The sequence below is a fragment of the Kitasatospora sp. NPDC057595 genome, from assembly GCF_042800875.1.
Taxonomy (GTDB): domain Bacteria; phylum Actinomycetota; class Actinomycetes; order Streptomycetales; family Streptomycetaceae; genus Kitasatospora.
Window position 1 is genome coordinate 256,581 of record NZ_JBHVGL010000002.1, and the last position, 22,656, is coordinate 279,236.

Here is a 22,656-nt window from a genome sequence, read left to right on the forward strand (position 1 = left end):
AGACGAGGAAGCCGGGCCGAGGTGCGATTGGGGTAGTTCGTGCCGGCCGCCCGGTCCGGCACGGGGAGGAACTGAGGAGGAAATCGCGCAATGGAGTGCGACGAGGTCATGCTGACCGTCCGAATCACCGCCGCCGAGCACCTGCTGCTCCGCCGGCTCGCCCAGGGGCACCGCAGCGACGTGTCCGAGGTGGTGGCCGACGGGCTGCTGGACATCATCCCCACGGTCAGCTCGCCGGCCGACGCCTACCGGCTGCTGGGCGCGCTCGCGGCCCCCGCGCCGTGCGCGCTGACCGTCTGGCTGCCGGCACCGCTGGCCGACCTGCTGGTGCCGGGCGCGGCCCGGATCGCCCAGGTGACCCAGGTGCGGATCGGCTCGGCCAGCGCGATGCTGGGCGCCGCGCTGCGGCTGTGGCTGGCCCAGGACCCGGGGCGGCTGGCGGAGAACCTCTCGGTGATGCACGCCGGGCGGCCGTCCGCGCTGGTGGCCGCCTGACCCGGGGCCCGGCCCCGGCCCGACTCGGCCGACCCCGGTCCGGCCGGGGCGCCGGGGCTCAGCTGGCGAGCGGCAGACCGCGCCGGGCCGGGGCCGGCGCGGTCGCGGCCGGGCCGCCGTCGGCCGGTCCGGTGAGCAGCCGGGCCTCGGCCACCGTCCGGCCCTCCTGCACCAGCAGGACCCGCAGCGGCGCCCGCCGTCCGCTGCCGCCGCCGGCCTCCTGTCCGGCCTCCCGGACGGCCCGGACCACGCAGGGGCGGTCCGGCGCGATCGGGTCGTGGAAGGACGTGACCAGCTCCAGCGGCACCACCCGGTCCGGGTGGTGCAGCCGCTGGGCGGCCTGCCGGGCGGCCTCCAGGACGAGCATCCCGGGCAGGTGGCCGGGCGCCGGGTCCATCGGGTCGAACAGCACCGGGTGGCCGGCGTCCGCGCGCAGCAGCCAGCTGCCGGGCAGCAGCGCGGGGCCGAGCACCACGTCGGCGGCCTGCTGACGGCCGACCAGCTCCGGGGCGGTGCCCTGGTCCGGGAGCCGGAGCGGGGCGGCGGCCGGGCCGGGACCGCGCAGCCGGTCGTACGCGGCGGGGGAGAGGATCCGCAGCCCGCCGAAGCCGCGGGCGACCGGGTGGCCGTCGCGCTCGACCTCGGCGTGCACCCGCAGGGCGTCCAGCCGGCCGTGCCGCATCCGGACGTCGTGGCAGGTGATCCGGAGCATCAGCTCGGTGGGGGCGGCGGTGACCGCGAGGCCGTCCAGGCCGGCCGGGCCGAGGGTGTAGCCGAGTTCGTCGAGCACCGCGTGGTGGTCGTGCGGCACGCCGAAGCCGGCGTGGCCCACCAGCAGGGCGGCCTGCCGGACCGTTTCGGCCATCAGTACCGGGTCGTGGTGCCGGTCACCGGGCAGCCGGTAGAAGCCGTGCAGCCGCGGCCACTGGGCACCGAGCAGGAAGTCGTACGGGCCGGTGGCCTGCCAGCCGGTGATCAGGACCTCGGCGACCGAGGAGCGGCGCACCAGTTGACGCGAGACGGTCCGCTCGTGGAAGCCGTAGCGGCCCGGGCCGGAGTGGCCGGTGTGGGAGTGGGAATACGGGGGGTGGGGATACGGGGCGTCGCCGTCCATCGAGGTGAACACTGGCATGACGGGCCCCACTCCCGGGTGTCGGTCGGCCGGCCGTGCGGGCGGCCCTCGCAAAACATACAGGCCACCCGGTTTCTGCTCCCCGCGCGGGGTCGCCGCTGGCGCGTTACCGCTGCGCTCACCGTACCCGGGCGCCGGCCTGCGGCAACGCCCGGCCGGCCCGGTCCGGCCCGCGCCCGGGGGCCGATCCCCCTGGACGGCAGGGTCCGGACAGGGGCTAGATTAGATACCAACCATGCGGTTTCGGGTGGGCGCGGCGCGCCGCCGACGGTCCGCAGACCGGGCGCCCCACCACCGACGGCGGCGCCGTGACAGCAACCGGGCGAGCCGGAGCTCGCCGCGGCCGGGGCCGGAGGGGCCGAGTGGCTAAGCAGGAACGGGCGGGGCGAACCAGGCAGGCCGTGCTGCTCGCCGCGGCGGACACCTTCGCCGACGCGGGTTTCGAGTCGGCCAGCCTGGTCGACATCAGCCGCCGGGCGGGTGTCAGCAAGGGCGCGCTCTACTTCCACTTCGTCTCCAAGCAGGCACTGGCCGACGGGGTCCGCGGCGAGGCCGCCGACACCATCGGGCTGGCCGTGCTGCACGCGCTGCGCGGTGGCGGCCCGGCCGTGCAGCGGCTCGTCGACCTCACCCATGATCTGGCCCGGTTGCTGCGGGAGGACGTGGTGGTCCGGGCCGGGGTGCTGCTCGGCCTGGGCGGCCGGCCCGCGGGCTGCGCCGCCGGCGCGGTGGTGGCGCCGGCCGGCTCGCCGCCGGAGCCCTCGGCGGACGTCTGGCGGCGCCTGACCGTGGTCTTCCGCACCCTGCTGGACCGGGCCTCGGCGGCCGGCGAACTGCGCCCCGGGCTCGACCGGGAGCAGTCGGCCGCACTGCTCACCACCCTGGCGGCGGGCCTGGTGCTGTTCTCCGCCGAGTCCACCGGCCGGCTCGCCCCCGCGGCGGTCAGCGGCCTCTGGTCGACCGCCCTGCCGGCCCTCGTCCCGGCCGACCGCCTGCCGGACTACCGGATCCAGCCCGCTCCGAACGCGATCCGGCCGGGCCGGTCGAGCCGGGCCTAGTCGAGCACGGCCCGGTCGAGCGGGCGGGTCCCGGTTCCCCCGTGGTCGACGGTGTCCAGGCGGGTCAGGGTGCCGGGTTCGACCAGGCCGGGCAGCAGCAGTGTCCAGAGGTCGGCCATCCGCTGCAGCAGGTCCCTGCGGTCCATCAGCACCTGCGAGCTGAGCTGGATGCCGGTCACCGCGCCGACGATCACCCCGGCGGCGGCGGCCGGCCGCACCCCGGGACGGAGTTCGCCGACCTCCAGCGCGCGCTCCAGCAGCTCGCGTGCCGCGTCCGTCCAGCTCTGGTAGGTGCCGACCTGCGGCTGGGTGAAGCTGCCGTGCTCGATGGTCAGCCGGATCGCGCCGCGCAGCAGCGGATCGTCCAGCAGCGAGTGCGCGAACGCGTAGCCGAGATCGATGACGGTCTGCGTCGGGCTGTCGGAGGCCGCCTGCCAGGTGGCCAGCCAGGCCTCCTGGCCCTCGATCACGGCGAGCGCCAGCTCCTCCTTGGAGGGGAAGTGGAAGTAGAGCGCGCCCTTGGTGACACCGGCCCGTTCCAGGATCTCGGCCATCGTGGCGCCCGCGTAGCCGCGTTCGTCGAACACCTCGGCCGCGGCACACAGCACCGTCTGGCGGGTCGCCAGGGCCCGGGCCTGCCTGGGCATCGCAGCCTCCCTGATCTCTGTCGTCGGCAGCTGCTGGATCCTACGGCGGCGGGCCGGGCGGTGGCCCCCGTACCGCGTGGTAGCGATCCTTTCGAGCCGTTCCGGGGGCCGGAACGCCGCCGGCCGGGTCCTCGGTCGAGCCGTCAGGCGGCCCACTGCCAGCTGACCGGCGAGTAGTACGCCGGGCGGCGCTCCAGGCGCTGCCAGTTGGCGATCGGCTCGACCGGCGAGGCGGCGGCCGCCGCCTGCTGGGCGGCCGCGGCGCGGGCCATCAGCACGGCGGTCAGGGCGGCGAGCTCCTCGTCGGAGAGCGAACCGCGGACGATGCGGACGAGTGGTTCGGCGGAGACGGTCATGGTCCGGTTTCTCCCGGCGGATGGTGTGAGGTGGTCGTCGGTCGGCGTCGGCGGGCCCGGCGGTGCGGTGCCCGGCCGGGCACGCTGCTACATCGGCGGGTTGCCGTGCTTGCGGCTCGGCAGGTCCGCGTGCTTGGTGCGCAGCATGGCCAGCGAGGACGCCAGGACCTGGCGGGTCTCGGCGGGGTCGATGACGTCGTCCACGAGGCCGCGCTCGGCCGCGTAGTACGGGTGCATCAGTTCGCTCTTGTATTCCTTGATCTTCTGGTTGCGCATCGCGTCCGGGTCGTCGGCGGCGTTGATGTCCCGGCGGAAGATGACGTTGGCGGCGCCCTCGGCGCCCATGACGGCGATCTCGTTGGTCGGCCAGGCGAAGGAGAGGTCGGCGCCGATCGAGCGCGAGTCCATGACGATGTAGGCACCGCCGTAGGCCTTGCGCAGGATGAGCTGGATCCGCGGCACGGTCGCGTTGCAGTAGGCGTAGAGGAGCTTCGCGCCGTGCCGGATGATGCCGTCGTGCTCCTGGTCGACGCCGGGCAGGAAGCCGGGGACGTCGAGCATGGTGACCAGGGGGATGTTGAAGGCGTCGCACATCTGGACGAAGCGCGCGGCCTTCTCGCTGGCGTTGATGTCCAGGACGCCGGCCAGCGACTGCGGCTGGTTGGCGATGATGCCGGTGACGTGGCCGTCGATCCGGGCGAGCACGCAGAGCACGTTGGTGGCCCAGCGCTCGTGGACCTCCAGGAACTCGCCGTGGTCGACGATCTCCTCGATCACCTTGCGCATGTCGTACGGCCGGTTGCCGTCGGCGGGCACCAGGTCGAGCAGCGACTCGTTGCGGCGGTCCACCGGGTCGTCGTTGACGGCGGCCGGCGGCATCTCGCGGTTGTTCTGCGGCAGCAGCGAGAGGAGGAAGCGGACCTCCTCGATGCAGGACTGCTCGTCGTCGTAGACGAAGTGCGAGACGCCGGAGACCCCGGCGTGCACGTCGGCGCCGCCGAGCCCGTTCTGGCTGATCTTCTCGCCGGTGACGGCCTGGACGACGTCCGGGCCGGTGATGAACATCTGCGAGGTCTCGCGGACCATGAAGACGAAGTCGGTCAGGGCCGGCGAGTAGGCCGCGCCGCCGGCGCACGGGCCGAGCATCACGGAGATCTGCGGGATGACGCCGGAGGCCTTGGTGTTGCGCTGGAAGATGCCGCCGTAACCGGCCAGGGCGGTGACACCTTCCTGGATGCGGGCGCCGGCGCCGTCGTTGAGCGAGACCAGCGGGGCACCGGCCGCGATGGCCATGTCCATGATCTTGTGGATCTTCTGGGCGTGGGCCTCGCCGAGCGCGCCGCCGAAGATCCGGAAGTCGTGGGCGTAGGTGAAGACCGTCCGGCCGTGCACGGTGCCCCAGCCGACGACCACGCCGTCGGTGTGCGGCTTCTTCGCCTCCAGGCCGAAGCCGGAGGCCCGGTGCCGGCGCAGCGGCTCCACCTCGCGGAACGAGCCCTCGTCGAGCAGCAGGTCGATGCGCTCGCGCGCGGTCAGCTTGCCCTTGGCGTGCTGGGCCTCGGTGGCCTTCTCGCTCGGGCCGCGCCGGACCTGCTCGCGCAGCTCGTGCAGCTCCGCGACCCTGCCCCGTACGTCGGCGGGGGCTTCGGGGGCGTCGTCGTCGACCGGCGCCTGGTGCACAACCGTCATCTCGAACCACTCCAAAGGTGAGGGAACTGTCCGACAGCCAACGTCTGCGATGCCCCCGGCTGCGAATCACTTCTTCACTTATGACTGTACGAGGGGCCGCACGCTGGTTTCGGCGTCGATTCCGTACAAGGTCGCGTCCGTTTAGATGTCAGGGCTGTACAGAAACCGAAGCGTTTCAGCCCGTGCGAACGGTAGCTGTTCGATTACCCGCAGCTGTCGCCATGATGACCTCCGGGTGAGCTGAACATGAGGGAACGTGCAGGTCAGAGCTGTCGTACTCGATACTGCCCGACGCCGCTCAAGGGCTGCTCAAGAGACGCTTGGTGCGGCGGTGAAGACCGGGCCGGCGGCGTGGCACCGGCCGGCCTGTCGTAGGGATGCGCCAAAAACACCGCAGCCCACCCGGTGGATGCCGGGTGGGCTGTCCGGGCGACCCGGGGGTCAGCCCCGGCGGCCCTCGTCAGGGTCGTCCTTGCCGCGCAGCTCGTTCTCGCGGCGGCGCAAATCCGCCTCCCACTGCTTGAGCATGTCCTCGTGCTCGTTGTTGTGCTTCTTCAACGAGGCGAGGAACTCGGGGTCGTCGTCCGGGGCGAGCGGGCGGCCGTCGCGCCGGCGGTCGTGGCCCTGGCCGGCCGCGCCGAAGCCGCCGGCCGGGGCGGTGCGCACCGCGCGCTGCTTGCCGGCCACCAGCCAGGCGATCGAGCCGACGAGCGGGAAGAGCAGCACGATGATCACCCAGACCACCTTGGGAAGGTGCTTCACCTCCTCCTCGGGGGTGGTCAGGCAGTCGATGAAGGCCCACACCCACAGGGCGAGCGGGAGCACGAAGGTCAGGATCCTCAGCACGGCGGCGATCTCCCCCGGGCGGCGTCGGTGGCTGGCGGTCGGGCCCCGGTACGGCGGCCGCCGGGCGGTCCGCCGTGCCAAGGGGGCCCTTGACACAGGTCAGGCTAGCGGGTGGCGGATACTGACAGGCATGGCATACGACGATCTCCGCTCGTTCCTGCGGGCCCTCGACCGCGAAGGCGACCTCAAGCGCATCAAGGCGGAGGTGGACCCCCATCTGGAGATCGGCGAGATCGTCGACCGGGTGCAGAAGGCCAAGGGCCCGGCCCTGCTGTTCGAGAACGTCAAGGGCTCCACGATGCCGCTGGCGATGAACGTCTTCGGCACCGAGCGCCGGCTGGCCAAGGCGCTCGGTCTCAAGGGCCCGGAGGAGATCGGCGACAAGATCTCCGGCCTGCTGAAGCCGGAGCTGCCGCAGGGCTTCACCGGCTTCCGGGACGCCTTCGGCAAGCTCGCCTCGATGGCCCACGTGCCGCCGAAGCACGTCAAGGCCGGCGACGCGCCCGTGCAGGAGGTGGTGCTCACCGGCGAGGACGTCAACCTGGACGACCTGCCCGCGCTGTTCACCTGGCCGCAGGACGGCGGCTCCTTCTTCAACCTGGGCCTCACCCACACCAAGGACCCGGACAGCGGCATCCGCAACCTCGGCCTGTACCGGCTGCAGCGGCACGACCGCCGCACCATCGGCATGCACTGGCAGATCCACAAGGACAGCCGCAACCACGCCGCGGTGGCCGCCAAGCGGGGCGAGAGGCTTCCCGTCGCGATCGCCTTCGGCTGCCCGCCGGCCGTCACCTACGCGGCCACCGCGCCGCTGCCGGGCGACATCGACGAGTACCTGTTCGCCGGCTTCGTCGCGGGCGAGCGGGTGCGGATGGTGGACTGCAAGACGGTCCCGCTGCAGGTCCCGGCCGACGCCGAGGTGGTCCTGGAGGGCTGGCTGGAGCCGGGCGAGATGCTGCCCGAGGGGCCGTTCGGCGACCACACCGGCTTCTACACGCCGCAGGAGCCGTTCCCGGCGCTGAGGATCGACTGCGTGACGATGCGCCGCCGGCCGATCCTGCAGTCCATCGTGGTCGGCCGCCCGCCGACGGAGGACGGCCCGCTGGGCAAGTTCACCGAGCGCTTCTTCCTGCCGCTGCTGAAGATCATCATCCCGGACATCGTCGACTACGACCTGCCCGAGGCCGGCGGTTTCCACAACTGCGTGATCGTCTCGATCGACAAGAAGTACCCGAAGCACGCGCAGAAGACCATGCACGCCATCTGGGGCGCGCACATGATGTCGCTGACCAAGCTGATCATCGTGGTGGACGCCGACTGCGACGTCCACGACTACCAGGAGGTCGCCTGGCGTGCCTTCGGCAACGTCGACTACAGCCGCGACCTCACCGTGGTGGAGGGCCCGGTCGACCACCTGGACCACGCCTCCTACCAGCAGTTCTGGGGCGGCAAGGCGGGCATCGACGCGACCCGCAAACTGCCCGAGGAGGGCTACACCCGCGACGGCGGCTGGCCCGAGATGGTCACCTCCGACCCGGCGACCGCCGCCCTGGTGGACCGGCGCTGGAAGGAGTACGGGCTGTGAGCACCGCCGCCGCGCTCCCCGAGGTCCCGCCCGGCAAGGTCAGAGCCTTCCTGCGGCTGGTGATGATCGAGCACTCGGTCTTCGCCCTGCCGTTCGCCTACATCGCGGCGCTGACGGCGATGTTCCTGGTCGACGGACGGGTGCACTGGGGCGAGCTGTTCATCGTCACCGTCTGCATGGTCGGGCTGCGGACCTTCGCCATGGCCGCCAACCGGATCATCGACCGCGAGATCGACGCCCGCAACCCGCGCACGGCCGGGCGCGAGCTGGTCACCGGCGCCGTCTCGCTGAGGACGGCGTACGTCGGCTCGGCGGTCGCCCTGGTGGTCTTCCTGGGCGCCGCGGCGCTGCTCAACCCGCTCTGCCTGGCGCTCGCACCGGTGGCCGTGGTGCCGATGGTGGTCTACCCGTACGGCAAGCGGTTCACCGACTTCCCGCAGGCGATCCTGGGCCTGGCCCAGGCGATGGGCCCGGTGGGCGCCTGGCTGGCCGTCACCGGCACCTGGTCCTGGGACGCGGTCGTGCTCGGCGCGGCCGTCGGCATCTGGATCGGCGGCTTCGACCTGATCTACGCCTGCCAGGACGTCGCGTCCGACCGGGCGGACGGCGTGCGTTCGGTGCCGGCGCGGTTCGGTGTCCCGGCCGCGGTCCGCGGCGCCCGCGCCTGCCACGTGATCACCACCCTGCTGCTCGGCTGGTACGCGGTGCTCACCGACGCGGGCGTGGCGTTCTGGACCGGCCTGCTGGTGGTGGCCGGCGCCTTCGTCTACGAGCACACCATCGTCAAGCCGAACGACCTGTCCCGGCTGAACCGGGCGTTCTTCCAGACGAACGGCTTCGTCGGGATCTCGCTGTTCCTCTTCGCGCTGGTGGACCTGGTGGTGCGCGGCCTCGGAGTCTGAGGCCGCGCCCCCAACCCGGGGCCAGGGTCTACTTCCCGCCCTCGTCGAGCGTGTGCTTGACGAGGGCGTTCGCGTGTCCGTGGCCGATCCCGTGGTCTGCCTTCAGCCAGGCGACCAGCTCCATGTGCTTGGTCAGCGGCGAGGAGCGGATCAGTTCCTTCCAGTGCGCGATCGGCTGCCCGTACTTCTGCTCGATGGACGGGAAGTAGCTGGCAGGGCCCTTGGCGGCGGGGGTGGCGGTCATGGTGCGGCTCTCCTTCGTTCGGTGTCCATAGGACCGGCGGGGGCGCGGGAACTCATCGGCCGAAGGGTGTGATCCGGGTCACTCCGGCGGGTCCCGGGCGGCTCCGGCGACGGGTCGGGGGGATGTGGCGGAGAGTGCGCCGCAGTGGCCGAAAATCTCATGCCATATGAACTGTGACATTGTTCTGACCATCAGTCGGTGACAGGATCCACGCCACATCTCCTTCTTTTCGGTCCGGCCCCACGCCGGACTGCCCCCACTCGACGAAGGATTCGGCGTGCTCCTGCGCACCAGACTCTCCATGCTCGCAGCCGGCGTCGTCGCCTGTTGCGCCACGGCCACCGCCGTGCTGCCGACCCAGGCCTTCGCGGCGCCCCTCGCCGCCACAGCCGCCCCGACCGCGACGGCGCCCGCCGCCGCCCCGGCGGGTCCCGTCGGACTCGCCGCCCCGACCCCGACCGCGACGGGCTCCGAGGAGCCCGCCGAGCCCATCGCCCCGCGCTCCCCGGCGCTGATCGGCGCGACGCGCCTGCTGGAGGAGCCGGCCGACGCGGCCCGGGCGGGCGCCCCCGCCCAGTTCAAGTCCCTCGCCGTACAGAGCTGCACCCCGGCCGACTTCGCGGCCCGCACCGGGGCCGACCTGGTCGCCTTCATCCGGAGCTCGACCCCGGACTGCATCAAGTCGCTGTACCAGAGCGCCGTCGCCGACCCGAGCATCTTCAACCAGGCCCGGATGCTGTCCGTCGCGGCTGCCTTCAAGGACCTGGCGGCGAACTACTCCGGCGACAACACGACCGGCATCGCGCAGCTGGTGAAGTACCTGCAGGCGGGCTACTACATCCAGTTCAACTTCCCCACCCAGGCCGGCCCGTACACCGACGAGCTCGCCACCGCCGTCACCTCCGCCCTGGACACGCTCTTCGCGGGCACCCGCTGGCGCGACGTCACCGAGGACAACGGCCGCATCCTCAAGGAGGTGGTGTGGCTCACCGACAGCGCCAACCTCCAGGCCCGCTACATCGGCGCCTACAAGCGGATCCTGGACGAGTACGACAACACCTACAACCAGTTCCCGCAGATGATCAACGCGGTCAACTCGGTGCTGTACTACCCGCTCTGGTTCGGCTACCGGAACACGGACTTCGTCAAGGCGCTCGCGGCCGACACAGGCCTCGTCAACTCGCTCGCCGACTTCGCGATCAAGCACCGGGACCTGCTCAGCGGGCCCCACGCCGTCCTCGACACCAACGCGGGCAACGACCTGGCCCGGCTCGCCGGCACCAGCCCCGCCGCCGAGGCCGTGACCAAGCCGCTGGTCAAGAAGGTGCTGGACTCCGCGCCGCTGCTCTCGCCCTTCGGGACGCTGTACCTGTACACGGCCCGCCAGGCCGAGTACTGGAACAACAACCAGTGCTCGTACTACGGCATCTGCGACCTGCGCACCAAGCTCACCTCGGTGATCCTGCCGAACCAGCTGGTCTGCGACAACCGCATCCTCCAGGCCCAGTCCCTGTCGGCCGCCGAGCTGGCCACCGTCTGCGAGAGCCTGCGCAGCGAGGACGCGCTCTTCCACCGCGTGGCCAAGGACAACGGCCCGATCCCGAACCAGTACGCCAAGACCGTCACCTTCGGGATCTTCGCCAACAAGGCCGACTACACCACCTACTCGTGGGCGATCTTCGGCAACGACACCGACAACGGCGGCCAGACCGTCATGGACGCGACCGACCCGAACGTGCGGGCCGTGACCGTGATGTACCAGAAGGCCTGGAACGTCAACGACCCCGCCCGGGTGTGGAACCTCAACCACGAGTACACGCACTACCTCGACAGCATCTACAACCTGAAGGGGAACTACACCACCCAGTCGTCGGTCCCGAACAAGTGGTGGGTCGAGGGCCTCGCCGAGTACGTCTCGTACACCCACCGCGGCGCGACCGACGTCGACGCGATGAACCAGGCGGCCAAGCACACCTACAAGCTCAGCACGCTCTTCCAGAACACCTACGCCAACTCGGACTCGACCCGCACCTACCCGTGGGGCTACCTGTCCGTCCGGTACATGCTGGAGAAGCACCCGGCCGACGTCCAGGCCATGCTGGAGCGCTTCCGCGTCGGTGACTACCCCGGCGGCTACGCGGTCTACAACAACCTCGGCACCTCCTACGACGCCGACTTCGACGCCTGGCTCGACGCCTGCGTCGCCGGCGGCTGCTACGCGGCCGGTCCGACCTCGCTGTTCGACACCACGGTGAACGGTGCGACCGTCAGCGTGAACGAGCGCTCCGTGCAGACCGGTTCGGGCCGGATCACCGGATGGCACTGGAACTTCGGTGACGGCACCTTCTCGGACGAGCGCAGCCCGAGCCACACCTACGGCGTGCCCGGCCTGTACACCGTCGCCCTGACCACCACCGACGACACCGGCCGGACCGGCACCGCCTCGACCGCGGTCACCACGACCGCGCTCGGCCTGCCGACCTGCACCGAGCAGCGCACCGACGCGATGGCCCGCAACTGCGCCCGGCCCGGCCGCGCCGCGACCGCGGGCAACAGCGACTACCTGTACGTCTACCTGCCGGCCGGCACCACCACGCTGAAGGTCAGCACCCTCGGCGGCACCGGTACCGCGTACCTGTACTACAACGCCGACACCTGGGCCTCGCCGAAGGCCTACACCGCCGCCTCGGCGGCCGATGGCACCACCCAGTCCATCACCGTCACCAACCCCACGGCGGGCTACCGCTACCTGAGCCTGTACGCCGCCACCGACTTCAGCGGCGTCACGGTCACCACCCAGTTCTGACCCGACCCGCAGCAGCGGATCAGACGCCCGGCCGGGCTTTCCGGCCGGGCGTCAAAGCGCTGTGTGCGGGCGGGATCCGTGCGTCAGACTGGCCCGATGGTGATGAACACACCGGCGGCCCTCGCCCACGGCGCGGAACTGCTCGGATCGGCGGAACCGGCCGAACGGGCGGCGGGCTGCCGCCTGGTGGGCGAGGCGGCCGACCGGGACGAGGACCTCCGGGCCGAGGCGGCGACCGTGCTGCTCGCGCACGCGGAGCGGGAGCGGGACGGCCAGGTCCTGGCCTGCCTGGCAGGGGCCCTGGGGCGGACCGAGGACGGACGGGCGGTGCCCGTGCTGGTCACCCTGGCCGGTCACCCCGAAGCGGAGGTGCGCCGACAGGTGGCCTCCGGGCTGTCCCTCGACGCGGTGGTCACCGGTCCGCCGGACGCCCCCGGTGTCCGCGCGCTCCTCGCGCTGACCCGGGACACCGACCCGGAGACCCGCGACTGGGCGACGTTCACGCTCGGGTTCCAGTGCGCGGCCGACGGCCCGGACGTGCGGCAGGCGCTCTGGGAGCGGACCGGTGACGAGTACCCGGACGCCCGCGAGGAGGGCATCCGCGGTCTGGCCCGGCGGCGCGACCCGCGGGCCGTGCCGCTGATGCGCGAACTGCTGGCGGATCCGGACGGCGCGGCCGTCCTCACCTTCCGGGCGGCGGAGATCCTGGGAGCCCCCGAACTGCTGCCGCTGCTGGAGGACTACGACCCGGACGACCACGGGGTGGCCGACGCCGTCGCCGCCTGCGAGCCGTCCCGGCGGGCCCGGTTGGAGGAAGGGGCCTGGGCGCTGGTGCGGGCGCTGGAACGGCAGCGGCCGGACCTGGCGGCCGCGGTGTGGTCCACCCGCTGCGAGCCCGGGCTGACCCTCGGCATCGGCGGCCCCGACGAGCCGGTCTACGACGTCGCGGGGCTGCTGGGCCGGGCGGGCGGCGACCCGGTGCGGGCGGCCGAACTGGTCGGATCCGACCATCCGGTGATCGTTCATCCCTAACATCGCGGCATGACCGATACCAGCGACTGGAAGTCCGACCGCGTCGGCAGCGCCCTGCGCGGCGAGAACCCCACCGTCATCCGGCGCCTGGACGCCGGGTTCGCGGTGGCCGGCGACGTGCAGTTCCTGCCCGGGTACGCGATCCTGCTCACCGACCGGCCGGGGGTGCAGCGGCTCTCCGATCTGCCCCGCCCCCGCCGGCTCGCCTACCTGGAGGACCTCGACCGCCTCGGCGAGGCCGTCGAGCGGGCCTGCCGGGCGGCCGATCCGGCCTTCCGCCGGGTCAACCTGGAGATCCTCGGCAACACCGACCCGATGCTGCACGCCCACGTCTGGCCCCGCTACGACTGGGAGCCCGCCGACCTCGTCCGCCTCCCCGTCTGGCTCTACCCCCGCACCCACTGGACCGACCCGGCCCACGCCCTCACCCCCGCCCACGACCCGATCCGGGCCGCCGTCGGCGCGGAGCTGGATGCGCTGCGGTAAAGGGCGGTGGTGCAGACCACTCGTTCTCGTGAATCCGCTGACCGGGGCCGGGACGGGTGGCCAACTCGCGCCTACGCTGCGGGACATGGACATCGTCATCGTGCTCTTCGACGCCTTCGAGCCGCTCGACGCGATCGGCCCGTACCAGGTGCTCGGTCATCTGCCCGGGGCCACCGTGCGGTTCGTGGCGGCGGGGGAGCGGGGGCCGGTGGCCGACGGCATCGGGGCGTTGCGGCTGGACGTGCCGACCCGCTACTCGGACGTCGGGGCGTGCGACCTGCTGCTCGTCCCGGGCGGGCACGGCACCCGGCCGCTGATGGACGACGAGGCGTTCCTCGACTGGCTGCGCCGGACGCACGCGACCACCCGGTTCACCACCTCCGTCTGCACCGGCGCGCTGCTGCTCGGGGCCGCCGGACTGCTCGACGGCCTCGCCGCCACCACGCACTGGGCGGCCGCCGGTGAACTGGCCGCGCACGGCGCCGAGTACACCCCTGAGCGGGTGGTGCGCCGCGGCCGGATCGTCACCGCGGCCGGGGTCTCGGCCGGCATCGACATGGCGCTCCTGCTGGCGGCCCTGCTCACCGACGAGACCACCGCCCGGGCGATCCAGCTGCACGCCGAGTACGATCCGCGGCCGCCGTTCGACAGCGGATCGTGGGCGAAGGCCTCGCCGGCCGTGCGGGAGCGGATCAGACGGCTCGGGTAGCTCCCGGAAGCGTCCGGTCAGGTGTGCTCGGTCGTGCTCGGTCCTACTCAGTCGTGCAGGAAGGACTCCAGGGCGGCGGCCAGGGCGACCGGCGTCTCGTGCATCGGGTAGTGGCCGCTGGCGGGCAGCTGCTCGACGTCGGCGTTGGGGTAGTGGACGAGGAAGGTGCCGCGCATCGCCTCGGCGGTCAGCAGCAGGTCGTGCTCGCCCACGAACACCCGGACCGGCACCGGGTTCCCGGCGATCCGGTCCACCAGGTCGGCGGTGGCCCAGTCCCGCACGTAGCCGCCGAAGGCCTCGCGGGTGGACAGCTCCAGTGAGCGGTCCACCATCCGGTCGAGCCAAACCCGGCCGGCCCGCCGCCCGGTCACCCGGTCCAGGATCTCGTACCGCTTCGCCCGGTCCTCGGCCGCGCCGTAGAACAGCTCCTCGCCGGCCGCGTCCATCGGGTACGGCCCGGCCGGCACCGGCGCGAGACCGGCCAGCTTGCGCACCCGGTGCGGGGCCCGGGCGAGCACCTGCTGGACGGCCTTGCCGCCCATCGAGTGCCCGACCAGCGAGAAGTCCCGCCAGCCGAGCTGGTCGGCCAGCGCGAGCGCGTCGTCCGCGATCTCGGCCAGGGTGTACTCGCCGGACACGTCCATGCGCTCGCCGTAGCCCCGGTAGTCGAGGAACGCGTAGGAGAAGGCGGAGCCGTCCAGGTAGTCCGGGAACGGGCCCCAGCCGGCGCTGGTGCCGAACCAGTCGTGCAGCACCAGGACCTTGTGCTCGCCGGTGCCGACCAGGCGGTGAGGGATCGTCATGAAGGGCTTCCTGCCCGGTGGTGATGATCATCGAACCCGGCGCGCCGGCGTTCGGCGCGGAACCCGTGCTCCTCGCGCTCGGTGCCACGCTGCTCCAGGACGCCACCGGCCGGCGCTTCTACGCCGACCCGGCCGGCCACCACGTCTGCCTGCTCCCGGCCCGCCCCTGACCCGCCCGGCCGACCTGGATCGCCCGCCTCAGGAGATGCGGCGAACGCGGCGGATGGCGAGGGCGAGGAGGAGGGCGGTCAGGGCGAGGAAGATGCCGCTCTCGACGGCCTGGAAGGTCCAGAAGCGGTCGGCCGGCTGGTACTCCTGCCAGTTGCTGAAGGGGGCCGGGCCGAAGCCGTCCTGGACGAGGCGTTCCACGCAGCGGGCGGTCTCGGCGCCGGTGTCGCCGCCGCAGCCGACGCGGGCGTCGGGGAGGACGAGGGCGCCGGCGCCGTTGCGGACGCCCTCCTGGTAGACCCAGTCGCCGGTGAAGCGGTTGGCCATGCCCTGGCCGTCGATCCGGTAGCTGAGCGTCTCGGGCGCGAGGAAGGACGGGCGAACGAGGAGTTCGACGAGGGCGCGGACGGCGATGAACGCGATGAGCGACAGGCCCATCGCGGGCAGCACCCGGCGGGTCAGCGTGCCGGCGAGGATGCCGAGCGCGACCGCGAACAGCGTGTAGCCGATCGGCGCGACGCCCTGGACGTCGAAGATCAGGTAGCGGAAGCGGCCGAGGCCGTTGGCGCCGAGAGGGCCGAGCCACCAGGCGGCGCCGAGCGCGTAGCCGACGGACAGCACCAGTGCCACCGCGCCGACCAGGCCGAACTTGGTGAGGATCCAGCGCCGGCGGCTGATGCCCTGGGTCCAGACCAGCCGGTGGGTGCCGTTCTCGACCTCCTTGGCGACCAGCGGGGCGCCGAGGAAGAGGCCGAGGACGATCGGCAGCAGGACGAAGAGGATGGCCAGGAAGGCGGTCGAGTCGTACTGGTTGGCGAAGCGCTGGCTGAGCGCCTCGCAGCCCTCGCCGCCGACGAACCGGGAGTGGCCCAGGGCGCGCAGGCAGGCGCCGAGGCCGGAGTCCTCGAAGGACGAGCGCATGGACAGGCCGGTGGGGACGAGCACGGCGGCGAGCACGGCCAGTGCCACGGCCGTCCACAGGGCCTGCTTGCGGTGCTGGCGCCAGGTCAGCCAGATCACGCGGCCACCTCCGGGCGGTCGGCGGCGCCGGGGGCGCCGAGGTGGGCGAGGACGAGGTCCTCCAGGGTCACCTCGTGCACGGCCCAGTGGTCCTGGTCCACCGGCCCCTCGGTGCGCACGAGCAGGGTGGACTGCCGTTCGGTGTGGCTGGCCCGGATCACCGAGGCCACCCCGGGAACGGCGGCGCCGTCGGCGATCCGGGGGCCGATCAGCCGGCGGTGCCCGGCGAGCAGTTCCTCGACCGGTCCGGTGAGCTGGACGTGCGAGGTGTGCAGCAGCACCAGGTGGTCGCAGACCCGTTCGAGGTCGGCGAGCAGGTGGGAGGAGAGCAGGACGGTGGTCCCGTACTCGCCCACGGCGCCCATCAGGGCCTGCATGAACTCGTGCCGGGCGAGCGGGTCCAGGGCCGCGACCGGCTCGTCGAGCAGCAGCAGCCGGGGCCGCTTGGCGAGCGCCAGCGCCAGCGCGACCTGGGCGCGCTGGCCGCCGGAGAGCTTGCCGACCGGCTTGTCGGACGGGATGCCGAGCCGGGTGAGCCGGTCCCGGGCGATCGCGTCGTCCCAGACGCCGCGGCGGTTGAGCCGTCCGCCCATGGTGATCAGCTCGGCGGCGGTGAAGTCGGGGTAGAGCGGGGTGTCCTGGGCGACGAAGCCGAGGTCGGCCAGGGCGTCGCGGTCGTGGCGAGGGTCCCGTCCGAAGACGCGGACCCGTCCGGCGTCGGGCTCCAGCAGTCCGACGGCCAGGTGGAGCAGGGTGGACTTGCCGGCGCCGTTGGGCCCGACCAGGGCGGCGATCCGCCCGGCGGGGAGGGCCAGCGAGCAGTCCTGGAGGGCCCAGGAGCGCCCGTAGCGCTTTCCCAGCCCCTCGGCGTGCAGAGCGACTTCCGTCATGTGTGTTCCCCCAAGATGACTGTCAGACCGGTCCGGTCCCTTCGGTGGGCGGCCGGTCGGGCGTGGCCCGCAGGGTGGTGTCGACGAGCGCGGCGATGTCCTCGCGGGCGAGGCCGGCGGCCTGCGCCTTGGCCAGCCAGGCGACCAACTCCCGGCGCAGCTCGGCCTGGTGGGCCAGCGAGGGTCCGGCCAGGGTGCGGACCAGGAAGGTCCCGACCCCGGGCCTCCCCTCGGCGAGCCCCTCCAACTCCAGCTCCCGGTAGGCCTTGAGCACGGTGTTGGGGTTGATCGCCAGGGCCTGGGCCACGTCGCGCACCTTGGGCAGCTGGTCCCCCGGTTGCGCGAGCCCGACCCGCAGCGACTGCTTCACCTGCAGCACCAGCTGCATGTACGTGGCCACCCGTGAGCGGCCGTCGAGCACGAACTCGATCACCAGTTGTTCTCCTGTCCTACGACAGTAAGACAGGATAGTCGTGCGTCAGTCAAGTGGTGTCGCGGAAGGAGGAATTGACGGGTGGTGGGAAGTGCCTGGTCAGGCCAGCGTCAGGGTGTCCCCGACGGCGAGCCGGCCGGGGGCGGCGACCTCGGCGAGGGCGTCCAGCCGGGAGTCGTGGAACTGCGCGATGGCCTTGAGGATCTCCGGGGCGTGCGGCAGGCCGGGCTGGGCGGCGGTGGTCATCGCGCAGCGCTCGCTGGAGCGGACGAAGGCGAGCCGGGCGCCGAGGCGCGCGGAGCCGTGCGCCTCGCGGCCGAACCAGGTGTCCTCGCTGAACGGCGGGGTGCCCGGCGGGGTGCGCAGCAGGATGTTCGGGCGGAACCGGCGGACGTCCACCACGGCGGACGGCGCGGCCTCGGCGACCCAGTCCAGGGTGGCGGTGGTGAGCACGCTGACCGGCAGCTGGTCGAAGTGCGACACGGCGTCCTCGCGGGCGAGCTCGACGTCGTCGCGCTGGAGGTAGGCACGGAGGAAGGCGGTCGGGTCGAGGACCGGCCGGCCGAGCGGGTCGAACAGCTCGGGGCCGTCGAGCAGCCGGCCGAGCCGGGCGGAGAGGCGGAGCAGGCCGTCCATCCGCCGGAACCGGCGGGTGTTCTTGCCGGAGCCGAGCTTGCCGTTGCCGTCGCGCACGGCGTAGAGACGATCGCCCGCGAGCCCGCGGTCGTCCACCTCGACGGAGTCGAGCCGCTCGCCGCCGGTGGACTTCACGGGGTAGCGCCAGAGCTGCTCGACGACTCCGATGATCTCTGCCATGGCCGGACAGCGTACCGCCGCCCGCCGATGATGGTCTAGACCAAGTGCCAGGACCCGGAGCGGCGTTCGCCCCGCGCCCGGGTCCGGCCGCTCAGCCCAGCTTGGCCACCGCCCGGACCGGGGCGCCGTCGGCCGCCACCAGCCGCAGCGGGAAGAGCGACACCTCGACCGGCCGCCCCGCCTCCTGCGCCGCCAGCAGCGGCCGCAGATCGGTCAGGTTCTCCGCGATCACCCCGCCGCCCGGCGCCCCGAGCAGGATCCGGTGCGCCGCCAGCGTCGGCTCCTCGGCGGCGGGCTGGTCGTGCTCGTCGGTGAGGTCGGCGAGCAGCGCGGCGACCGCCGGGTCGCCCGGGCCCGGGTCGGGCGTCGGGTCGACGCTGAGCGCGTCCACCCCGACCGTGCGCACCCCGGCGGCGACGATCGCCTCCGCGGCCCGGGTGGTCAGGCTCGGATGGGCGAGGTAGGCGTCGGTGCCCCAGTGCCGCGTCCAGCCGGTGGCGAGCAGCAGGACGGTGCCCTCGCCGGCCCGCTCCAGCGCGGGCGCGAGCAGCTCGGCGGTGATCGGGGCGCGCGGCTCCAGGCCGCGCAGGTCGGCGACGACGGCCGGCCCGGTGAACCGCTCCAGCGGCAGCCCGTCCAGCGTCGGCCAGGTGACGTCGACGTGGTACGGCGCGTCCACGTGGGTGCCGGACTGCGAGCCGAGGTGCAGGGAGAGCACGTTCACCCCGGCCGTGGCGGTGGTGAGGGCGGGCTCCAGGAGGACGGCCGGATCGCCGGGGTAGACCGGCATCGCGGTGGTCACCTGGTGGGTGAGGTCGACGAGGGTCGGGGCCATGGCGCCCATCCTCCCAGGGCGGGCCGGGGCTCGGTGAGGGGCCGGGTGGAGATAGAAAGGAGGCACTATGGAAAAGCCTGAGCAGCCAGTCCGCCGTCCCTGGGTCGTGGGGGTCTCCGGCGCGTCCGGCACCCCGTACGCCGCCGCGGTGATCCGCGCCCTCCTCGACGCGGGGGAGTCGGTCGACCTGGTGGTCAGCCGGGCGGCCCGGCTGACGATCCTCGACGAGACCGGCATCGCGTTCCGGGACGCGCACTGGCGCACCGACCTGGCCGCCTGGCTGGGGATCGGACCGGACGCGCCCGCGGACGGACTGGAGGACGTCCGGTACTGGCCGGCGGGGGACTTCGCGGCGGGCCCGTCCAGCGGCTCGTACCCCGCGAAGGGGATGCTGGTGGTGCCCGCGACCACCGGCGCGGTGGCCGGGATCGCGCTCGGCCTCAGCAAGGACCTGCTCCAGCGGACGGCCAGCGTCACCCTCAAGGAGCGGCGTCCGCTGGTCGTCTGCGTCCGCGAGACACCACTCAACGGGGTGACGTTGAAGCACTTGGTGGAGCTGGACGCGCAGGGCGCGGTCGTGCTCCCCGCCTCGCCCGGGTTCTACGCCGGCGGCTCCACCGTCGGCGAGCTGGTCGGTTTTGTCGCCGGACGGGTGCTGGACGCCGTCGGCGTACCGCACACGCTGTACCGACGCTGGGAGGGAGAGCTGGGCGCGGCGGCCCGCGCAACCGGTCGGTCGGCCTGAGGGGGAGTGAGATACCGCAGGACGGGAGAGTATGTTCTCTGCGATATCCGGGTTGGTCCGAGCACGGCGCCTTTGAATCCGGATAATGATCTGTGGGTCTGGCGAGGTTCGGAAGGACGCGGACGGTATATGGACACGGTGGACAGACAGCTCATCCAGGCGCTCCGGGAGAACGGCCGCGCCTCCTACGCCGAGTTGGGCCGACTGGTCGGCCTCTCCGGCCCGAGCGTCACGGACCGCATCAACCGCCTGGAGCAGGCCGGCGTCATCACCGGCTACCGCGCGACGGTCAACCCGGCCTCGCTCGGTTTCGGGGTCACGGCCCTGATCGGTCTCCAGCTGACCGACGCGGCGGACCACGAGGACGTCGCGTTCCGGCTGAAGGACCTCGGCGAGGTCGAGGACTGCTGGTTCATCGCCGGTGACGACTCGTACATGCTCAAGGTCCGGGTGCCGGACGTCGAGGGCCTGGAGTCGGTGGTGAAGCGGATCTCGGGCACCAAGGGCGTGGCCCGCACCCGGACCACCGTCGTGCTCTCCACCAAGTGGGAGAACCGGGTCAGCGAGCTGCCGCTCACCGAGGCCGAGTAGCACGCGGGGAAGTGACGGTCATGGCACTGGTCGGTCTGGAGGAACTGCGCGCGGCCCGGGAACGGATCGCGGGCGTCGCGGTGCGCACCCCGCTGGTCCCCGCCCCCTGGGCGGCGGACGGCGGGCGCCGGCTCTGGCTCAAGCCGGAGAACCTCCAGCCGACCGGCGCGTTCAAGACCCGCGGGGCGTACAACCGGCTCGCCGCGCTGAGCGGCGAGGAGCGCGCCCGCGGCGTGGTCGCCCAGTCCAGCGGCAACCACGCGCAGGCGGTGGCGTACGCCGCGTCGCTGCTCGGCGTCAAGGCCGTGATCGTGATGCCGGACACCTCGCCGGCGGTCAAGGTCGAGGCCACCCGGTCGTTCGGCGCCGAGGTGCTGCTGGTCCCGCCGCAGGAGCGGGACACCGTGCCCGGCGAGCTGGCCGAGCGGCACGGCTACGTCTGGGTGCCGCCGTACGACGACCCGTTCATCATCGCGGGTCAGGGCACGGTGGGCCTGGAGATCTCCGAGGACGCCCCGGCGGAGCTGGACACCGTGCTCGTCCCGGTCAGCGGCGGCGGGCTGATCGGCGGTACGGCGGCGGCGCTCAAGCTGACCCGCCCGGACGTCCGGGTGGTCGGCGTCGAGCCCGAGCTGGCCGCCGACGCGCAGGCGAGCCTGCGGGCGGGCGAGCGGATCACCTGGCCGGTCGCCGACACCTACCGGACGATCGCCGACGGTCTGCGCACCCCCTCGGTGGGCGTGCTGCCGTTCGAGCACCTCACCGCCTACGTGGACGACGTCGTCACCGTCACCGAGGACGAGATCCGCGCCACGGTGGCCCTGCTGGCCCGGCGCGGGCGGATCGTCGCCGAGCCGTCCGGCGCGGTGGCCCCGGCGGCCTACTTCCACCGGGCCGCCGAGATCGGCGGGCGGGCGGTGGCGGCGGTGGTGAGCGGGGGCAACATCGAGCCGTCGCTGCTGGCGGAGCTGCTGGCGGGCTGACCCGTGCGGGGCGGCTGCCCTCGAACCGCACCGAGTGGGGGCGTACGCTCGTTCCGGCAACGATTCGAAGTCGGAGGAGGCGGGGCACCGCATGGACGCAGGGCTCAAGCGCGAGCTGGAGGCGAAGGTCTACGCGGGTGAGCGGCTGACCCGGGAGGACGGGATCGCGCTCTACGAGAGCGACGACCTGGCCTGGCTGGGTGGTCTCGCCCACCACGTGCGGACGCGGAAGAACGGCGACGTCGTCCACTTCAACGTCAACCGCCACCTCAACATGACCAACGTGTGCAACGCGTCCTGCGCGTACTGCTCGTTCCAGCGCAAGCCGGGCGAGAAGGACGCCTACACGATGCGCATCGAGGAGGCCGTGCGCCTCGCCAAGGCGATGGAGGTCGACTCCCTCACCGAGCTGCACATCGTCAACGGTCTGCACCCCACCCTGCCGTGGCGCTACTACCCGCGCTCGCTGCGGGAGCTGAAGGCCGCGCTGCCGACCGTCTCGCTCAAGGCCTTCACCGCCACCGAGATCCACTGGTTCGAGCGGATCAGCGGCCTGCCCGCCGACGAGATCCTCGACGAGCTGATCGACGCCGGCCTGGAGTCGCTGACCGGCGGCGGCGCGGAGATCTTCGACTGGGAGGTCCGCCAGCACATCGTCGACCACGACACCCACTGGGAGGACTGGTCGCGGATCCACCGGCTCGCCCACAGCAAGGGCCTCAAGACGCCGGCCACCATGCTGTACGGCCACATCGAGGAGCCCCGGCACCGGGTGGACCACGTGCTGCGGCTGCGTGAGCTGCAGGACGAGACCGGCGGCTTCCAGGTCTTCATCCCGCTGCGCTACCAGCACGACTTCCACGACTCCAAGGACGGCGTGGTGCGCAACAAGCTGATGGCGCGCACCGAGATGGCCACCGGCGCCGAGGCGCTGAAGACCTTCGCGGTCTCCCGGCTGCTGTTCGACAACGTGCCGCACGTCAAGGTCTTCTGGGTGATGCACGGCGTCACCACCGCCCAGCTGGCGCTCAGCCACGGCGCGGACGACATGGACGGCTCGGTGGTCGAGTACAAGATCACCCATGACGCGGACAACTTCGGCACCCCGAACAAGCTGAACCGCGAGGACCTGCTCGGCCTGATCCGGGACGCCGGCTTCCGCCCGGTGGAGCGCAACACCCGCTACGAGATCATCCGCGAGTACGACGGCCCCGACCTGACGCGCCGCGAGACCCCGCAGGCGATGCGCCTCTGACCTGCGGCGGCCGACGCGCGGCCGCCGACGACGGGCCGTCGCCCGGGCCCCCGCGGCCCGGGCGACGGCTTCTTCACGCGGCCCGCACGGGCCCCCGGCTTTCGCAACCCGGCCTCCGTTTGGCAGG

25 protein-coding genes are annotated in these 22,656 nt (G+C 72.7%); 13 read left to right on the forward strand and 12 right to left on the reverse strand.

Going from position 1 to position 22,656, the window contains the following annotated elements; translation table 11 throughout:
- Positions 1–108 precede the first annotated feature (108 nt).
- On the forward strand, positions 109–495 hold the full coding sequence (locus ACFU9E_RS04570; RefSeq protein ID WP_380685029.1) for a hypothetical protein: 387 nt from the start codon (positions 109–111) through the stop codon (positions 493–495).
- A gap of 58 nt (positions 496–553) precedes the next feature.
- Here the strand turns inward: ACFU9E_RS04570 and ACFU9E_RS04575 are convergent, their stop codons facing one another.
- Complete coding sequence (locus tag ACFU9E_RS04575) at positions 554–1,627, reverse strand: ScbA/BarX family gamma-butyrolactone biosynthesis protein (protein WP_380685028.1); 1,074 nt, start codon at positions 1,625–1,627, stop codon at positions 554–556.
- A gap of 362 nt (positions 1,628–1,989) precedes the next feature.
- Here ACFU9E_RS04575 and ACFU9E_RS04580 point away from each other — a divergent pair, with 362 nt between their 5' ends.
- Complete coding sequence (locus ACFU9E_RS04580) at positions 1,990–2,685, forward strand: ScbR family autoregulator-binding transcription factor (protein WP_380685027.1); 696 nt, start codon at positions 1,990–1,992, stop codon at positions 2,683–2,685.
- Here ACFU9E_RS04580 and ACFU9E_RS04585 read toward each other — a convergent pair.
- The 4 genes from ACFU9E_RS04585 to ACFU9E_RS04600 all read right to left on the reverse strand — a co-directional run bounded on the left by ACFU9E_RS04585 (position 2,682) and on the right by ACFU9E_RS04600 (position 6,223).
- Entirely contained in the window at positions 2,682–3,332 is a 651-nt protein-coding gene (locus ACFU9E_RS04585) for a ScbR family autoregulator-binding transcription factor (protein WP_380685026.1), read from the reverse strand. The genes ACFU9E_RS04580 and ACFU9E_RS04585 overlap by 4 nt on opposite strands.
- A 143-nt stretch (positions 3,333–3,475) precedes the next feature.
- Positions 3,476–3,688 carry an acyl-CoA carboxylase subunit epsilon gene (locus tag ACFU9E_RS04590; RefSeq protein WP_380714771.1) on the reverse strand — a complete coding sequence of 71 codons (213 nt, stop codon included), beginning with the start codon at positions 3,686–3,688 and terminating at the stop codon, positions 3,476–3,478.
- Positions 3,689–3,775: 87 nt separating this feature from the next.
- Entirely contained in the window at positions 3,776–5,377 is a 1,602-nt protein-coding gene (locus ACFU9E_RS04595) for an acyl-CoA carboxylase subunit beta (protein WP_380683017.1), read from the reverse strand.
- Positions 5,378–5,818: 441 nt separating this feature from the next.
- On the reverse strand, positions 5,819–6,223 hold the full coding sequence (locus tag ACFU9E_RS04600) for a PLD nuclease N-terminal domain-containing protein (RefSeq protein WP_380683018.1): 405 nt from the start codon (positions 6,221–6,223) through the stop codon (positions 5,819–5,821).
- A 130-nt stretch (positions 6,224–6,353) separates the two neighbouring features.
- Here ACFU9E_RS04600 and ACFU9E_RS04605 point away from each other — a divergent pair, with 130 nt between their 5' ends.
- Both ACFU9E_RS04605 and mqnP read left to right on the forward strand, forming a co-directional pair.
- Positions 6,354–7,811: a menaquinone biosynthesis decarboxylase gene (locus tag ACFU9E_RS04605; protein WP_380683019.1), complete on the forward strand. Its 1,458-nt coding sequence runs from the start codon at positions 6,354–6,356 to the stop codon at positions 7,809–7,811.
- Complete coding sequence (gene mqnP, locus ACFU9E_RS04610) at positions 7,808–8,713, forward strand: menaquinone biosynthesis prenyltransferase MqnP (protein WP_380683020.1); 906 nt, start codon at positions 7,808–7,810, stop codon at positions 8,711–8,713. Before ACFU9E_RS04605 ends, mqnP begins: the two co-directional genes overlap by 4 nt.
- A gap of 28 nt (positions 8,714–8,741) precedes the next feature.
- On the opposite strand, the gene ACFU9E_RS04615 is transcribed toward mqnP, so the two are convergent.
- Positions 8,742–8,957: a DUF4287 domain-containing protein gene (locus ACFU9E_RS04615; RefSeq protein WP_380683021.1), complete on the reverse strand. Its 216-nt coding sequence runs from the start codon at positions 8,955–8,957 to the stop codon at positions 8,742–8,744.
- 277 nt (positions 8,958–9,234) lie between these two features.
- Here ACFU9E_RS04615 and ACFU9E_RS04620 point away from each other — a divergent pair, with 277 nt between their 5' ends.
- From ACFU9E_RS04620 to ACFU9E_RS04635, 4 genes are all read left to right on the forward strand, one after another.
- The gene (locus ACFU9E_RS04620) at positions 9,235–11,763 is read left to right on the forward strand and encodes a collagenase (RefSeq protein WP_380683022.1); all 2,529 of its coding nucleotides are present in this window, start codon (positions 9,235–9,237) and stop codon (positions 11,761–11,763) included.
- 96 nt (positions 11,764–11,859) lie between these two features.
- Positions 11,860–12,795, forward strand: a complete 936-nt coding sequence (locus tag ACFU9E_RS04625; RefSeq protein ID WP_380683023.1) for a HEAT repeat domain-containing protein — start codon at positions 11,860–11,862, stop codon at positions 12,793–12,795.
- A 9-nt stretch (positions 12,796–12,804) separates the two neighbouring features.
- Positions 12,805–13,281, forward strand: coding sequence for an HIT family protein (locus ACFU9E_RS04630; RefSeq protein ID WP_380683024.1), 477 nt, complete (start codon positions 12,805–12,807; stop codon positions 13,279–13,281).
- Between the two features lie 85 nt (positions 13,282–13,366).
- Positions 13,367–13,990 carry a DJ-1/PfpI family protein gene (locus tag ACFU9E_RS04635; RefSeq protein WP_380683025.1) on the forward strand — a complete coding sequence of 208 codons (624 nt, stop codon included), beginning with the start codon at positions 13,367–13,369 and terminating at the stop codon, positions 13,988–13,990.
- Positions 13,991–14,037: 47 nt separating this feature from the next.
- Here the strand turns inward: ACFU9E_RS04635 and ACFU9E_RS04640 are convergent, their stop codons facing one another.
- Positions 14,038–14,793 (reverse strand): alpha/beta fold hydrolase, encoded by a 756-nt coding sequence (locus tag ACFU9E_RS04640; RefSeq protein ID WP_380683026.1) that lies wholly within the window; start codon positions 14,791–14,793, stop codon positions 14,038–14,040.
- Positions 14,794–14,816: 23 nt separating this feature from the next.
- Here ACFU9E_RS04640 and ACFU9E_RS04645 point away from each other — a divergent pair, with 23 nt between their 5' ends.
- Positions 14,817–14,963, forward strand: coding sequence for a hypothetical protein (locus tag ACFU9E_RS04645; protein WP_380683027.1), 147 nt, complete (start codon positions 14,817–14,819; stop codon positions 14,961–14,963).
- 28 nt (positions 14,964–14,991) lie between these two features.
- Here ACFU9E_RS04645 and ACFU9E_RS04650 read toward each other — a convergent pair whose 3' ends face one another.
- From ACFU9E_RS04650 to ACFU9E_RS04670, 5 genes are all read right to left on the reverse strand, one after another.
- Entirely contained in the window at positions 14,992–15,981 is a 990-nt protein-coding gene (locus ACFU9E_RS04650; RefSeq protein ID WP_380683028.1) for an ABC transporter permease, read from the reverse strand.
- Entirely contained in the window at positions 15,978–16,871 is an 894-nt protein-coding gene (locus tag ACFU9E_RS04655) for an ABC transporter ATP-binding protein (protein WP_380683029.1), read from the reverse strand. The genes ACFU9E_RS04650 and ACFU9E_RS04655 overlap by 4 nt, the downstream gene beginning before the upstream one ends.
- A 22-nt stretch (positions 16,872–16,893) precedes the next feature.
- The gene (locus ACFU9E_RS04660; RefSeq protein WP_380683030.1) at positions 16,894–17,304 is read right to left on the reverse strand and encodes a GntR family transcriptional regulator; all 411 of its coding nucleotides are present in this window, start codon (positions 17,302–17,304) and stop codon (positions 16,894–16,896) included.
- 99 nt (positions 17,305–17,403) lie between these two features.
- Positions 17,404–18,120, reverse strand: coding sequence for an MOSC domain-containing protein (locus ACFU9E_RS04665; protein WP_380683031.1), 717 nt, complete (start codon positions 18,118–18,120; stop codon positions 17,404–17,406).
- A gap of 91 nt (positions 18,121–18,211) precedes the next feature.
- Positions 18,212–18,955: a cyclase family protein gene (locus ACFU9E_RS04670; protein WP_380683033.1), complete on the reverse strand. Its 744-nt coding sequence runs from the start codon at positions 18,953–18,955 to the stop codon at positions 18,212–18,214.
- A 67-nt stretch (positions 18,956–19,022) separates the two neighbouring features.
- On the opposite strand from ACFU9E_RS04670, the gene ACFU9E_RS04675 reads away from it, so the two are divergent.
- From ACFU9E_RS04675 to mqnE, 4 genes are all read left to right on the forward strand, one after another.
- Entirely contained in the window at positions 19,023–19,700 is a 678-nt protein-coding gene (locus tag ACFU9E_RS04675) for a UbiX family flavin prenyltransferase (protein WP_380683034.1), read from the forward strand.
- A gap of 129 nt (positions 19,701–19,829) precedes the next feature.
- On the forward strand, positions 19,830–20,291 hold the full coding sequence (locus ACFU9E_RS04680) for an Lrp/AsnC family transcriptional regulator (RefSeq protein WP_380683035.1): 462 nt from the start codon (positions 19,830–19,832) through the stop codon (positions 20,289–20,291).
- A 20-nt stretch (positions 20,292–20,311) separates the two neighbouring features.
- Positions 20,312–21,274 carry a threonine/serine dehydratase gene (locus ACFU9E_RS04685; protein ID WP_380683036.1) on the forward strand — a complete coding sequence of 321 codons (963 nt, stop codon included), beginning with the start codon at positions 20,312–20,314 and terminating at the stop codon, positions 21,272–21,274.
- Positions 21,275–21,365: 91 nt separating this feature from the next.
- On the forward strand, positions 21,366–22,529 hold the full coding sequence (gene mqnE, locus ACFU9E_RS04690; protein WP_355358096.1) for an aminofutalosine synthase MqnE: 1,164 nt from the start codon (positions 21,366–21,368) through the stop codon (positions 22,527–22,529).
- Positions 22,530–22,656 lie beyond the last annotated feature (127 nt).